The 13,593-nt window shown below is 69.2% G+C and carries 12 protein-coding genes; 11 read left to right on the top strand and 1 reads right to left on the bottom strand.

Annotation, left to right across the window (positions count from 1 at the left end; translation table 11 throughout):
• Nucleotides 1–29: 29 nt before the first annotated feature.
• On the bottom strand, nt 30–659 hold the full coding sequence (locus ABAZ39_RS26210) for an isochorismatase family protein (RefSeq protein ID WP_040136989.1): 630 nt from the start codon (nt 657–659) through the stop codon (nt 30–32).
• Nucleotides 660–1,005: 346 nt separating this feature from the next.
• Between ABAZ39_RS26210 and ABAZ39_RS26205 the strand changes: the two genes are divergently transcribed.
• The 11 genes from ABAZ39_RS26205 to kdpB all read left to right on the top strand — a co-directional run bounded on the left by ABAZ39_RS26205 (nt 1,006) and on the right by kdpB (nt 13,592).
• Entirely contained in the window at nt 1,006–2,589 is a 1,584-nt protein-coding gene (locus tag ABAZ39_RS26205; protein WP_040136987.1) for an ABC transporter substrate-binding protein, read from the top strand.
• A 2-nt stretch (nt 2,590–2,591) separates the two neighbouring features.
• Nucleotides 2,592–3,530, top strand: coding sequence for an ABC transporter permease (locus ABAZ39_RS26200; protein ID WP_040136985.1), 939 nt, complete (start codon nt 2,592–2,594; stop codon nt 3,528–3,530).
• Nucleotides 3,531–3,534: 4 nt separating this feature from the next.
• A complete protein-coding gene (locus ABAZ39_RS26195) occupies nt 3,535–4,422 on the top strand; it encodes an ABC transporter permease (RefSeq protein WP_040136983.1) in 888 nt (295 codons plus the stop codon).
• A gap of 11 nt (nt 4,423–4,433) precedes the next feature.
• Nucleotides 4,434–5,507 (top strand): ABC transporter ATP-binding protein, encoded by a 1,074-nt coding sequence (locus ABAZ39_RS26190; protein ID WP_308217019.1) that lies wholly within the window; start codon nt 4,434–4,436, stop codon nt 5,505–5,507.
• Nucleotides 5,504–6,637, top strand: coding sequence for an ABC transporter ATP-binding protein (locus ABAZ39_RS26185; protein ID WP_040136981.1), 1,134 nt, complete (start codon nt 5,504–5,506; stop codon nt 6,635–6,637). The genes ABAZ39_RS26190 and ABAZ39_RS26185 overlap by 4 nt, the downstream gene beginning before the upstream one ends.
• A 10-nt stretch (nt 6,638–6,647) precedes the next feature.
• Nucleotides 6,648–7,301, top strand: a complete 654-nt coding sequence (locus ABAZ39_RS26180) for an isochorismatase family protein (RefSeq protein WP_040136979.1) — start codon at nt 6,648–6,650, stop codon at nt 7,299–7,301.
• 107 nt (nt 7,302–7,408) lie between these two features.
• Nucleotides 7,409–8,455, top strand: coding sequence for an AbrB family transcriptional regulator (locus ABAZ39_RS26175; protein ID WP_040136977.1), 1,047 nt, complete (start codon nt 7,409–7,411; stop codon nt 8,453–8,455).
• 64 nt (nt 8,456–8,519) lie between these two features.
• On the top strand, nt 8,520–9,230 hold the full coding sequence (locus tag ABAZ39_RS26170; RefSeq protein ID WP_040136974.1) for a GntR family transcriptional regulator: 711 nt from the start codon (nt 8,520–8,522) through the stop codon (nt 9,228–9,230).
• Nucleotides 9,231–9,639: 409 nt separating this feature from the next.
• A complete protein-coding gene (locus tag ABAZ39_RS26165) occupies nt 9,640–9,729 on the top strand; it encodes a K(+)-transporting ATPase subunit F (protein WP_035680142.1) in 90 nt (29 codons plus the stop codon).
• Nucleotides 9,730–9,739: 10 nt separating this feature from the next.
• Nucleotides 9,740–11,449 (top strand): potassium-transporting ATPase subunit KdpA, encoded by a 1,710-nt coding sequence (gene kdpA, locus ABAZ39_RS26160; RefSeq protein ID WP_040136972.1) that lies wholly within the window; start codon nt 9,740–9,742, stop codon nt 11,447–11,449.
• 13 nt (nt 11,450–11,462) lie between these two features.
• Nucleotides 11,463–13,592: a potassium-transporting ATPase subunit KdpB gene (gene kdpB / locus ABAZ39_RS26155; RefSeq protein ID WP_040136970.1), complete on the top strand. Its 2,130-nt coding sequence runs from the start codon at nt 11,463–11,465 to the stop codon at nt 13,590–13,592.
• The last annotated feature ends 1 nt before the right edge of the window (nt 13,593 follow it).

Below are 13,593 nucleotides of genomic sequence, written 5' to 3'. Positions count from 1 at the left end.
TGGTTGCGCTTGGGTGTGGAACCGCCGGGTCAGGCGGCGTCCGCCAGCGCCAGATGGGCGATGACCGCATCCAGCGGCATCACGTCGGCGTATTTCTTGCCCATGTCGAACAGGTTGGCGCGGTGCGGCTCCTCAGCCCGGTCGCCGACGCACTCTTCCACGATGATCGGGCGCAGCCCGTGGGCGGAGGCGTCGATCACGCTGGCCCGCACGCAGCCCGAGGTCGTGCAGCCGGTGACCAGCAGCGTGTCGACCGCGTTCGCCCGCAGCCAGGACGACAGGGCGGTGCCGAAGAAGGCCGAGGCGTGCTGCTTGCGCACGATGAACTCGTTGGACAGCGGCGCGACCTCCGGAGCGAAGGCGACGTCCGGGGAATCGGCGGTCAGGGTCAGCAGCGACGGAATCTTCTCGCCGAACGGGCCGATGCCGCCCGGAGCCTCCGGCGCGATGAAGCAGGCATGGGCGATCGGCATGCCCAAGGGGCGGACATGTCCGAGCAACTTTCCCGTGGCGGTGATGGCGCTGTTGATGTTGAAGCCGCCGAAGGCGTCCTCGCGCGTGAAACCGATCTGGAAGTCGATGATGAGGACGGCGCACTTGCGGCCAAAGCCGAGCGGTTTGCCGATGCCCTGGCGCTCGTAGATGGAAAGATCGCTCATTTCAGGAGGTTCCTTCTTCCGCTGCTGCGCCGCATCACGGGCGCCCAACCAGCATACAACGAGGTTTTTTTGCATTCAAAGTCCATAGTTTCACCATTTTAAACCTGCCTCTGCCCGCCTTTTGCGCAGATATGCATATTGCTGTATTCATAAGCAATGCCACGAAACAAATCGTTAAATACCTGATTTAAAATGATTTATAGGCGGTCTGCGACAGTCCGTCGCAGGGTGGCACGATTCCTGCGAATTTGGTCGGGCATAAGGGTCCAGCGCAGATTGTGTGCAAAAATAGACCGGACAAATCTTGGCGCTGCCCGTAAAATCTTTGACACAGAGGAGCAGGCTTATGGACGGGATCAATCGCAAGGAACGGGCCGGCCGGATCGAGCGGAGCGGTGTCAACCGCCGCCAGTTCGGCACCCTGCTGGCCGCCGGCGCCCTGGTGGCGGGCAGCGGCTGGCCTCTGCCGGCGTCGGCGGCACCGCCGGTCCTGCGGGTGCGCATCGGCAGCGACATCGGCAACCTCGATCCCGCCCGCATCTTCCAGATCGAGAACCAGACGGTCGCCACCCAGATCTTCAACGGGCTGGTCAAGTACGACGAGGCGAGCAACGCCATCGTCCCCGACCTCGCCACCGGCTGGGACATCTCCGGCGACGGCACCGTCTACAGCTTCGCCCTGCGCAGCGGCGTCACCTGGCACAAGGGCTTCGGCCCCTTCACCTCCGACGACGTGAAATTCTCGTTCGAGCGCGTGCTCGACCCGCAGACCGGCAGCAGCTACAGCGGGCAGCTCGCCTCCATCAAGTCCATCGAGACGCCGTCCCCCGACAAGGTGGTCATCACGCTGAAGGAGCCGAATTCCGGCTTCCTGCACAAGGTGTCGGCCTTCAACCAGGGCTGGATCGTCAGCCGCAAGGCGCTGGGCGAGATCGGCGACAAGGCCTTCGCGCTGAACCCCATCGGCACCGGCCCCTTCGTGTTCCAGAACTGGGCGCCGGGCCGTGAGGTGAAGCTGTCCGCCAACAAGGACTATTTCGCGGGCGCGCCCAAGGTCGAGGAGGTGCAGTTCCGCGTCATCAAGGACGAGACGGCGGCGGCCATCGCCCTGGAGAACGGCGAGATCGACATCTTCTTCGGCCTGCAGCAGCCGGAGGTCATCCAGCGCCTGAAGGGCGGCGGGCTGGTCACCGTGCTCGACCGCGACGCCAACCACACGATCAACCTCGTCCTCAACACCTCGATCAAACCGCTGGGCGACGTGCGGGTGCGTCAGGCGATCCACCACGCCATCAACCGCAAGGCGCTGATCGACGGCTTCTTCAAGGGCACCAAATCGGAGGCGAGCGGCGTCCTGACCTCCTCCTTCCAGGAATTCACCGATCAGGTCCCGCTGTTCCCCTACGACCCGGCGAAGGCCAAGGCGCTGCTCAAGGAGGCCGGGGTGGGAAGCTTCACGCTGGACCTCGTGGCGCCGGGCGCCAACCCCTACGACAAGATCGTCGTGCCGATCGCCAGCGACCTCGCCGCCGTGGGCATCGACGCCAAGATCAAGGTGCTGGAGCGCGGCGCCTACCTCCAGGCGCGCAACAAGGGCACGGTGCCGACCTGCATCACCGGCGTCGTCGGCGCCCCCGACCCGGACAGCCCGATCCTGTCGCTGTTCGCCAAGTCCTCCTTCCCGCCGGGCCTCAACACCGCCCATTACGAAGGCATCGAGGACATGATCGCCGCCGCCCGGCAGGCCCAGGGCGACGCCGCCCGCAAGGAGGTCTACGGGAAGATCCAGGCCAAGGTGATGGGCGACGTGCCGGTGATCCCGCTCTACGCCGACCACCTGTTCATCGCCCACACCAAGAAGGTCTCCGGCTTCGTCCAGAACTCCCTGTTCACGATGAGCGCCTATCCGGTCTCGCTGCTGGAGGCGTGACGATGGACCGGCTTCTTCGCCAACTCTCGCAGCTCGCGATCACGGTGTTCGGCATCGTGACCGTGACCTTCTTCCTGGTCCGGATGATCCCCGGCGACCCCGCCCAGTACATGCTGGGCGACTACGCCACCGAGGAGGCGCTGGCGACGCTGCGCGCCCAGCTCGGCCTCGACCAGCCGGTCTATGTGCAGTACGGGCTCTACGTGCTGCGCGCCGTCACCGGGGATTTCGGATCGTCGGTGGTCACCGGCCGCCCGGCGCTGGAGGAGATCCTGTTCAGCCTCCCGGACTCCGCGATCCTGGCCTTCGCCGGCCTCGCGGTGGCGGTGGCGATCGGCATCCCGCTCGGCATCCTCACCGCGGAGCGGCAGGGATCGTGGAGCGACATGCTGATCATGATCGTGGCGCTGTTCGGCATCTCCTTCCCGGTCTTCTGGCTCGGCCTCGCCTCCGTCCTGCTGTTCTCGCAGGAGCTGAAATGGTTCCCGGCGCTGGGGGCCAGCTCGGGTGGCGGGTTCGTCACCCACCTGCACCATCTGGTGCTTCCGGCGGGGGTGCTGGGCATCTCGGTCGCGGCCTACATCACCCGCCTGACCCGATCGGCGATGCTGGAGGTGCTGGGCCAGGACTGCATCCGCGTCGCCCGCGCGATGGGGGTGCCGGAACGCCGGGTGGTGTGGCGGCTGGCGCTGAAGAACGCGCTGGTGCCGATCCTCGCCATCGTCGGGGTGACCTTCGCCTGGTCGCTGGGCAGCGCCATCCTGATCGAGGTGGTGTTCAGCCGGCCCGGCATCGGCTCGATGATCCTGAAGGCGGTCTCGGCCCGCGACTACCAGCTCGTCCAGGCGGGTGTGCTGGTGCTGGCCGTCGCCGTCGTCCTCGTCAACAGCCTGCTCGACCTCGCCTACGGGCTGGTCGATCCGCGCTTGTCCACACGGTGACCCCATGGCAGCCACAGCAACCCTTTCCGCGTCCGCTTCGGCGCGGCGGTCGTCCCTGATGCGCTATTTCCGCCATCCGGGCTTCCTGATCGGCGTGATCCTGCTGACCCTGCTGCTGATCGTGGCGGTGGCGGCCCCCTGGATCGCCCCGATGTCGCCGCTCGAGACTGATCTCGCCAACACGCTGGCCCCGCCCTCGGCCGCGCATCTCCTGGGCACCGACCAGTTCGGGCGCGACGTGCTGTCCCGCCTGATCTGGGGCACCCGCATCTCCCTCCAGGTCGCCGTCGCGGTGATGGCGCTCTCGCTGTCGCTGGGGATGGTGATCGGCGCGGTCGCCGGCTTCTTCGGCGGCTGGGTCGAGCGGGTGACCGTCTCGATCATCGACATCCTGCTGGCCTTCCCCGGCTTCCTGCTGGCGCTCGCCCTGGTGGCGGCCCGCGGCTCGTCGCTGGAATCGGTCATCATCGCGGTGGCGCTGGCCTTCACGCCGCGGGTCGCCGCGGTGATGCGGGCGGTCGTCCTGACGATCAAGCCGCGCACCTACGTCGAGGCGTCCCGGGCCATCGGCATGGGCACGATGCGGCTGCTGTTCCTGCACGTCGTGCCGAACAGCCTGCCGCCGGTGATCGTGGTCGCCACGGTCAGCGCCGCCACCGCCATCCTGGCCGAAGCGGGCCTGAGCTTCCTCGGCCTCGGCGTCCAGCCGCCGGCCCCGACCTGGGGCAACGTCATCGCCGACGGGCAGAGCTTCCTGGCGTCGAACCCGCTGATCTCGCTGTCGGCGGGGATCTGCATCGCGGTGATGGTGGTCGCCCTGAACCTGCTGGGGGACGGCCTGCGCGACACGCTCGACCCGCAGATGCGCCGCTCCTCCGGACGCGTGCTGTGAGGACGCCCCCTATGCCAAACAAGGCCATGCCCAATCTTCATCCCGTGGCGCCGGCGGCTCCCGTCGCCCCCGCCACGGCCCCCCGCCCGGTCGCGCTGGAACTGCGCGACCTGACCACGGTCTTTCCCGGCGACGACGGACCGGTCACCGTCATCGACGGCGTGTCGCTTGCCGTGCGGGCCGGCGGCACGCTGGCGGTGGTCGGCGAGTCCGGATCGGGCAAGTCGATGACCTTCCTCTCCGCGCTCGGCCTCGTCGCGGCACCGGGCCGCGTCCGCCGCGGCGAGGTGCGGATCGACGGCGCCGACATCCTGCACCAGCCGCCGGAACGGCTGCGCCGCCTGCGCGGGGCGGTCATTTCGATGATCTTCCAGGACCCGCTGACCGCGCTGAATCCCGTCTTCACCATCGGCGAGCAGATCGTCGAGGTGCTGCGGGCCCACCAGCGCATCGGCCGCTCCGCCGCCCGCGCCCGCGCCATCGAGCTGCTGGCCCGCGTGCAGATCCCCGACCCGGCGCGGCGGGTTGACGACTACCCGCACCAGCTCAGCGGCGGGCAGCGCCAGCGCGTGCTGATCGCCATGGCCATCGCCCTGTCGCCGAAGATCCTGATCGCCGACGAGCCGACCACGGCGCTCGACGTGACGGTGCAGGCGCAGATCCTCGACCTGCTCGCCGACCTCCAGGCGGAGACCGGCATGGCGCTGGTCCTCATCACCCACGACCTCGGGCTGGTCGCCAGATACGCCGACGACGTGGCGGTGATGTACGCCGGGCGGCTGGTCGAGACCGGCTCCATGGAGGAGGTCTTCACCAGGCCTCGCCACCCCTACACCCGCGCGCTGTTCCGCAGCATCCCCCGCCTCGACGGCCCGGTGGACGAGGAGCTTCCGGCCATCGAGGGCCAGCCGCCCAACGTCGCCCGGCTGCCGCCCGGCTGCGCCTTCGAGCCGCGCTGCACGGTCGGCCGCGGGCGGGCGGACTGCTGCACCCGGCGGCCGCTGCCGCTGGCCGGTGACCGCTTCGGCCACCGCAGCGCCTGTTTCCACGAAGACCTGTCCGACCGGAAGGAGGCCACCCGATGAGCGACACCCTCTCCGCACCCCCTCCGGCCCTGGAACTCGTCGACGCCACCCGCGTCTTCACCCGCCGCGGCGGCCTGTTCAAGAAGGCCGGCAAAGCGGTGCGGGCGGTGGACGGCGTGTCGCTGACCATCCGCGCCGGCGAGACGCTGGGGCTGGTCGGCGAGAGCGGCAGCGGCAAGAGCACGCTGGGCCGCCTCGCCCTGCGGCTGGTCGAGCCGACCAGCGGGCGGCTGCTGGTCGACGGGCGCGACGTGACCGGCGTGTCCAAGGCCGAGATGCAGGCGATGCGGCGCGACATCCAGATGGTCTTCCAGGACCCCTACGGATCGCTCGACCCCTGCGTCACCATCGGCCAGAGCATCGCCGAGCCGTTGAAGGTCCATGGGCTGTGGGACAGCGACGGGCCGCAGAAGGTGGACGGGGTGATGAGCCTCGTCGGGCTCGACCCCTCGCACGCCGACCGCTACCCGCACCAGTTCTCCGGCGGCCAGCGCCAGCGCATCGGCATCGCCCGCGCCCTGACGCTCGACCCCAAGATCCTGGTGCTGGACGAGCCGGTGTCGGCGCTCGACGTGTCGATCCAGGCGCAGATCATCAACCTGCTCCAGCGCATCCAGCGGGAGCGCGGGCTGTCCTACCTGTTCATCGCCCACGATCTGGCGGTGGTCCGCCACGTCAGCCACCGCATCGCCGTGATGTATCTCGGCAAGGTCGTGGAGATGGCGGAGCGCGACAACCTCTACCGCCGGCCGCTGCACCCCTACACCGTCTCGCTGCTGGCGGCGGTGCCCATCGCCGACGTGCGGATGCGCAACCGCCGCCGCACCTCGGTGACGATGGGCGAGATCGGCTCGGCCACCAACGTGCCGCCGGGCTGCCGCTTCCACCCGCGCTGCTACCGGGCGCGGCTGGTCGCCGCGGCGGGCGGCGTGCCCACCGAGCGCAGCGGCGACGCCCTGCTGCCGCGCGCCTGCCTGATCGACCAGCCGGCGTTGAGAGCCTGCGGCGGCGCCGATCAAGTCGCCTGCCACTTCCCCGAAACCCCGGAAACCCGGTCCGAGGTCGCCACGGCGGTCCTTCAGGACATCGGCTATCCGCCCATCCGTCCCATCCCCCTGCAATCGGCTTAAGGATCATCCTATGTTCAGCGTCACCGACGAACTCAAGGACAACTATTCCGGCGTCTTCCAGAACCGGATCGGCTTCGGGCGGAAGGCCGCCATCATCTCCATCGACTTCATCGACTTCTACACCCAGCCCGGCGCTCCGTTCTTCGGGCAAGGGGTGGTGGACGCGACGATCGCCAGCGTGCCGCTCTACGCCGCCGCCCGCCGCGCCGGCCTGCCGGTCATCTACACCAAGGTCGTCTATGACGCGGCGGGGACCGAGGGCGGCATGTTCGTCAAGAAGATCCCGGCGCTGCGCGCCTTCACCGCCGACAACCCGCTGGCCGAGTTCGACGCCCGCGTGACGCCGGAGCCGCAGGACGTCGTGCTGGTCAAGCACCATTCCTCCGCCTTCTTCGGCACGCCGCTCAGCACCATGCTGCGCGTGATGGAGTGCGACACGGTGATCCTCACCGGCTGCTCGACCAGCGGCTGCGTGCGGGCCACGGCGGTGGACGCGGTGTCCCACGGCTTCCGCGTCATCGTCCCCGCCGAATGCGTGGGCGACCGCCACCAGGCCCCGCACGATTCCGCCCTGTTCGACATGAACGCCAAGTACGGCGACGTGCTGCCGGTGGCGGAGGTGATGGCCTACGTCGAGAAGCAGGCCGAGGCCGTGGCCGCCTGATCCCGTTCCTTCGTCCCTGACCCCATCCGACCTGTCCATCCGAACTGTATGGAGCGGTGGCGCGCCCGCGGCCGACCGGCGGGCGCGCCCCTGAGCAATCTGCCGACATGATGCCCCTTTCCAATCCCCTCCAGTGGTGCCTGCTGGTGGGGGCGACCCTCCTGTTCACCGCCCTGTTCATGGTGGCCGGCCTTCCCGGCGCGACGCTGCTCGGCCCCATGGCGGCGGCGATCCTGCTGGGGGTGCGCGGCGCCTCCATCGAACTGCCCAAGCGCTTCTCCTGGCTGGCCCAGGCGCTGACGGGGGGCGTCGTCGCCCGGTCCATGGACGTGACCATCCTGCACGACGTGGCGCTGCACTGGTTCCCCATGCTGATGGCGCTGTCCACGATGCTGGCCGGCGCGGTGCTGGTCGGCTGGCTGCTGGAGCGGTCGGGCCGCTTTCCCGGCGGCACCGCCCTGTGGGGGACCATGCCGGGCGCCGCCCCGGCGATGATTGCCATGGCCGGCGATTTCGGCGGCGACCCGCGCTTCGTCGCCGTCATGCAGTATCTGCGGGTGATCGTGGTCGTCGTCCTGGCCTCGCTCGTCTGCCATTTCCTGCTGGGCAGCGTTCCCACGCCAATCGCCGTTCCCGGCGCTGTTCCCGCACCGTCAGCCTCCGTCGCCTCGACGCTGGCGCTGGTGGCGGTCGCGCTGGCCGGCGGATGGGCCGGCACCGTGACACGGCTTCCGGCGGGGCCGCTGCTCGGCCCGATCCTGCTCGGCGGCACCCTCAACATGACCGGGCTGGTGGTGCTGGATTCGCCGTCCTGGCTGATCGCAGTCGCCTTCACGATCATCGGCTGGACGACCGGCCTGCGCTTCCGGCGGGAGCTGCTGCGCGATCTGGTGGCGTCGGTGCCGCTGATGCTGCTGTCCACCTTCGGTCTGGTGGCGATGTCGCTCGGCTCCGCCTGGCTGCTGGTCACGCTGACCGGCAAGGACCCGCTGACCGCCTATCTGGCGACCAGCCCCGGCGGGTTGGATTCGGTGACGGTGGTGGCGTTGGGCAGCGCCGCCGACGTGCCCTTCATACTCACCTTGCAGACGCTGCGGCTGTTCGGGACGATCCTGATGAGCGTTCTGCTTGTGCGATTCCTGCGCCGCCGATAGAACGCAGTCCCTTGCCCCGCCATTTTCCAACCGCCGGCGCCTGAAGCCCCGGCCGGAGGACACCGTGACCCCGTTCAGCGATGAGAAGGCGACCGGGACCGTCCGGTCCGAGCAGGTCGGCTCCATCATGACCGCCCTGCGCAACCGGGTGCTGGAGGGCAAGCTGCTCCCCGGCACCAAGCTGAAGGAGGCGGAGCTGGCCGCCCAGTTCGGCGTGTCGCGGACCCCGATCCGCGAGGCGCTGGTGGCGGCGGAACGGGAAGGGCTGGTCACCTACGAGACCAACCGCGGCTACACGGTGCGCCAGTTCACCCGGCGCGATCTTCTGGAGAGCTATGAGATGCGCAGCCTCCTGGAGGGGCACGGCTGCCGCATCGTGGCGGAGCGCGGCCTGCCGCTCGACGTGGAGCGGGCGCTGCGCAACGGCCTCGACCGCGCCGAGGCGCTGATATCCGGCGACAGCCCGCTGGAGGGAGAGGCGCTGGAGCAGTGGCGCCTGTTGAACCAGCGCTTCCACACCACCCTGATGGGGCTGGTGCCGAGCGGGCTGTTCAACCGCTCCTTCCAGACCGTCTACCGGGTCCCCAAGATCTACGACGTCCTGGAGATGGAGAAGGACGGCCCCACCCTGCGCCAGTACAATGAGGAGCACCGTCGCATCCTCGACGCCATCGCCCGCCGCCAGAGCGGGCGTGTGGAGTTCCTGATGCGGGAGCATCTCCAGGGGCCGTGCGATTTGCTTCTCCGCCGGATGGAGGAAATGCCGGGCGGGTGAGGAGGGCGTGTCGCTGTGCTGACGGTGCCCCCACCCTAACCCTTCCCCGCTATCGCAGGGGAGGGGACTGCCGCCGCTTCGCATAGTCTCCCTCCCCTGTGCAGCGGGGGAGGGCTGGGGTGGGGGAAAGAACCTCACCATTTCAAATGCTTAACATCCCGTCGTATACGCGCTTTATATTCTCCGCCCCTCTCCACCCCCCTCGAATCTATACGCGCATCGGGCGCAGCCTGATCGTGCCGGACACAGCCGTGCCGGCATCCGATCCACGCTGACGCGCGCCCGGCTCTCCGGACGCGCCCCGGAGGCAACCATGCTGGACATTATCGCGCTGGCGATCACCGCGGCCTTCTTCGCCGCGTCCATCGCCTATGTGCACGCCTGCGACCGCTTGTGAGGGGGGCGGGCCATGATCGTCGATTACGCGCTTGGCGGCCTCGTCGCCGCCGGGCTGCTGGGCTACCTCGTGTACGCCCTGATCCGCCCCGAACGGTTCTGAGGAGACTCCCATGACCGTCAGCGGCTGGATTCACATTCTGCTCTTTGCCGCCCTCGTGGCCGCCGTGGCGCGCCCGCTCGGCGGCTACATGACGCGGCTGTTCAACGGGGAGCGCACGCTGCTCTCGCCGCTGCTCGGGCCCATCGAGCGCGGGTTCTACCGGCTGGCCGGGGTGGACGCGAAGGCGGAGCAGCATTGGGTGACCTACGCCGTCGCCATGCTGCTGTTCAATGTCGCCGGCCTGCTGCTGCTTTACGCGATGCAGCGCCTGCAGGGCATCCTGCCCCTGAACCCCACGGGCATGGCCGCGGTCCCCGCCGACCTCGCCTTCAACACCGCCGCCAGCTTCGTCACCAACACCAACTGGCAGAATTACGGCGGCGAAAGCACGATGAGCCACCTCGTGCAGATGGCCGGGCTGACCGTGCAGAACTTCGTCTCCGCGGCGACCGGCATCGCTCTGGCCGTGGCGCTGGTCCGCGGCTTCACCCGCACCGGGGCGCGGACGGTCGGCAATTTCTGGACCGACCTGACCCGCGGCACGCTCTACCTGCTGCTGCCGCTCAGCCTGCTCTACGCGCTGTTCCTGGTGTGGCAGGGCGTGCCGCAGACGCTGGCCGGGACGGTGGACGCCACCACGCTGGAGGGTGTCAAGCAGACCATCGCGCTCGGCCCCGTCGCCTCGCAGGAGGCGATCAAGATGCTGGGCACCAACGGCGGCGGCTTCTTCAACGCCAACTCCGCTCATCCCTTCGAGAATCCGAACGCCCTGACCAATCTGATGCAGATGCTGTCGATCTTCGCCATCGGCGCCGGGCTGACCAACCTGTTCGGGCGCATGGCCGGGGACGAGCGGCAGGGCTGGGCCATCCTGGCCGCCATGGGCCTGCTGTTCTTCATCGGCGTCGCCGCCGTCTACTGGGCGGAAGCCCAGGGCAACCCGGCCTTCGCCGCCCTCGGGCTGGACGATGCGGCCGGCAACATGGAGGGCAAGGAGACCCGCTTCGGCATCGCCATGAGCGCCCTGTTCGCCGCGGTGACCACGGCGGCCTCCTGCGGCGCGGTCAACGCCATGCACGACAGCTTCATGCCGCTGGGCGGCATGGTGCCGATGGTCAACATGATGCTGGGCGAGATCATCGTCGGCGGCGTCGGAGCCGGCCTCTACGGCATGCTGCTGTTCGCCATCGTCACCATGTTCGTCGCCGGGCTGATGGTCGGGCGCACGCCGGAGTATCTCGGGAAAAAGCTTGAGGCGAAGGAGGTCAAGATGACCATGCTCGCCGTGCTCTGCCTGCCCTTGATGATGCTGGGCGGCACCGCCTTCGCCGTGGTGCTGGACACCGGCCTTGCCGCACTTGCCAACGCCGGGCCACACGGCTTTTCGGAGGCGCTCTACGCCTACGTCTCGGCAGCGGCCAACAACGGCAGCGCCTTCGGCGGGCTGTCGGGCAACACGCTCTGGTACAACCTGACGCTGGCCGCCGGGATGCTGGTGGGCCGCTTCCTGGTCATCGTGCCGATGCTGGCGGTCGCCGGCTCGCTCGCCGCCAAGACGCGCAGCGCGGCCTCGGCCGGCACCTTCCCGACCCATGGCGGCCTGTTCGTCGGGCTGCTGGCCGGCGTCATCCTGATCGTCGGCGGCCTGACCTTCTTCCCGGCGCTCGCCCTCGGCCCGGTGGCCGAGCATCTGGCGATGCGCGCCGGCCTCCTTTTCTGACCGGGGACCTTCCATGGACACCCATTCGAAAACCGCCACCCGGACTCCGGCCTCCACGCTGCTGGACCCGGCCATCCTCTTGCCCGCCGTCGCCGGCTCCGTCCGCAAGCTCGACCCGCGGCTGATGGCCCGCAACCCGGTGATGTTCTGCGTGGAGGTGGTGGCGGCGCTGACCACGCTGCTGTTCCTGCGCGATCTCCTGACGGGCGCCGGGCTGACCGGCGCTGGGGGGATCGGCTTCTCCCTGCAGATCGTGCTGTGGCTGTGGTTCACCCTGCTCTTCGCCAACTTCGCGGAGGCGGTGGCGGAGGGCCGCGGCAAGGCCCAGGCGGCCAGCCTGCGCCGCACCCGCATGGAGACCACCGCCAAGCGGCTGGCGGGCGAGGGCTGGGAGAGCGTTCCGGCCACCCTCCTGAAGCCCGGCGACCTCGTTCTGGTGGAGGCGGGCGACCTCATCCCCTCCGATGGCGAGGTGGTGGAGGGCGTGGCCAGCGTCAACGAGGCGGCGATTACCGGCGAATCCGCCCCGGTCGTCCGTGAATCCGGCGGCGACCGCTCGGCGGTGACCGGCGGCACGCAGGTGATCTCCGACTGGATCAAGGTGCGGATCACCGCCGCCCAGGGCAACACCTTCCTCGACCGCATGATCGGGCTGGTCGAGGGCGCGCAGCGGCAGAAGACGCCCAACGAGATCGCGCTGAACATCCTGCTGGCCGGCATGACGGTCATCTTCGTCATCGCCGTGGCAACCATCCCCAGCTTCGCCGCCTACGCCGGCGGGTCGGTCGGGGTGCTGGTCCTGGCGGCGCTGTTCGTCACGCTGATCCCGACCACCATCGGCGCGCTGCTGTCGGCCATCGGCATCGCCGGCATGGACCGTCTGGTCCGCTTCAACGTGCTGGCCATGTCGGGCCGGGCGGTCGAGGCGGCGGGCGACGTGGACACGTTGCTGCTCGACAAGACCGGCACGATCACGCTGGGCAACCGGCAGGCGGCGGAGTTTCTGCCGATCTCCGGCGTGGCCGACCGCGACCTCGCCGACGCCGCCCAGCTCGCCTCGCTGGCCGACGAGACGCCGGAGGGCCGCTCCATCACCGTCCTGGCGAAGGAGAAGTACGGCATCCGCGCCCGCGACATGGCCGGGCTGCACGCCCAGTTCGTGCCCTTCACCGCCCAGACGCGGCTGAGCGGCATCGACAGCGACGGCGTGATCATCCGCAAGGGCGCCGTGGACGCCGTGCTGGCCCATGTGCGGGCGCTCGGTACGGGCGCCGCCCACCAGGGCAACACCGTCACCGTGCTCCGCCCCGATCCCGCCCTGGAGGCGGCGGTGCGCGAGGTCCAGGCCATCGCGGAACGCGTCGCCAAGTCCGGCGGCACGCCGCTGGCCGTCGCCCGCGACGGCCGGCTGCTCGGCGTCATCCACCTGAAGGACATCGTCAAGGGCGGCATCCGGGAGCGCTTCGCGGCGCTGCGCCAGATGGGCATCAAGACGGTGATGATCACCGGCGACAACGCCATGACCGCCGCCGCCATCGCGGCGGAGGCCGGGGTGGACGATTTCCTGGCCCAGGCGACGCCGGAGATGAAGCTGCGGCTGATCCGCGACGAGCAGGCGCGGGGCAAGCTGGTCGCCATGTGCGGCGACGGCACCAACGACGCCCCGGCGCTGGCCCAGGCCGACGTCGGCGTGGCGATGAACACCGGCACCGTCGCCGCCCGCGAGGCCGGCAACATGGTCGACCTGGACAGCGACCCGACCAAGCTGATCGAGATCGTGGAGATCGGCAAGCAGCTGCTGATGACCCGCGGCGCGCTGACCACCTTCTCCATCGCCAACGACGTGGCGAAGTACTTCGCCATCATCCCCGCCATGTTCCTGGCCTTCTACCCGCAGCTGGGCGCCCTGAACGTGATGGGGCTGGCCAGCCCGGAGAGCGCCATCCTGTCGGCGATCATCTTCAACGCGCTGATCATCGTCGCGCTGATCCCGCTGGCGCTGCGCGGCGTCGCCTACCGCGCGGTGGGCGCGGCCCGGCTGCTGCGCCGGAACCTGCTGATCTACGGGCTGGGCGGCCTGATCGTGCCCTTCGTCGGGATCAAGCTGATCGACCTGCTCGTCACCGCCATCGGACTCGTGTGAG

It is taken from the genome of Azospirillum argentinense, assembly GCF_000632475.1.
GTDB lineage: Bacteria > Pseudomonadota > Alphaproteobacteria > Azospirillales > Azospirillaceae > Azospirillum > Azospirillum baldaniorum.
Note: the sequence above shows the minus strand (reverse complement) of the source record. Positions and strands in the feature narration are given on the sequence as shown.

Bases quoted from the DNA above. Each gene is read 5' to 3' on its own strand.
- ABAZ39_RS26210 (WP_040136989.1), bottom strand. From the start codon at position 659: ATGAGCGATCTTTCCATCTACGAGCGCCAGGGCATCGGCAAACCGCTC.
- ABAZ39_RS26185 (WP_040136981.1), top strand. From the start codon at position 5,504: ATGAGCGACACCCTCTCCGCACCCCCTCCGGCCCTGGAACTCGTCGAC.
- ABAZ39_RS26190 (WP_308217019.1), top strand. From the start codon at position 4,434: ATGCCAAACAAGGCCATGCCCAATCTTCATCCCGTGGCGCCGGCGGCT.
- kdpB (WP_040136970.1), top strand. From the start codon at position 11,463: ATGGACACCCATTCGAAAACCGCCACCCGGACTCCGGCCTCCACGCTG.
- ABAZ39_RS26195 (WP_040136983.1), top strand. From the start codon at position 3,535: ATGGCAGCCACAGCAACCCTTTCCGCGTCCGCTTCGGCGCGGCGGTCG.
- ABAZ39_RS26205 (WP_040136987.1), top strand. From the start codon at position 1,006: ATGGACGGGATCAATCGCAAGGAACGGGCCGGCCGGATCGAGCGGAGC.
- ABAZ39_RS26175 (WP_040136977.1), top strand. From the start codon at position 7,409: ATGATGCCCCTTTCCAATCCCCTCCAGTGGTGCCTGCTGGTGGGGGCG.
- ABAZ39_RS26165 (WP_035680142.1), top strand. From the start codon at position 9,640: ATGATCGTCGATTACGCGCTTGGCGGCCTCGTCGCCGCCGGGCTGCTG.
- ABAZ39_RS26200 (WP_040136985.1), top strand. From the start codon at position 2,592: ATGGACCGGCTTCTTCGCCAACTCTCGCAGCTCGCGATCACGGTGTTC.
- ABAZ39_RS26180 (WP_040136979.1), top strand. From the start codon at position 6,648: ATGTTCAGCGTCACCGACGAACTCAAGGACAACTATTCCGGCGTCTTC.
- kdpA (WP_040136972.1), top strand. From the start codon at position 9,740: ATGACCGTCAGCGGCTGGATTCACATTCTGCTCTTTGCCGCCCTCGTG.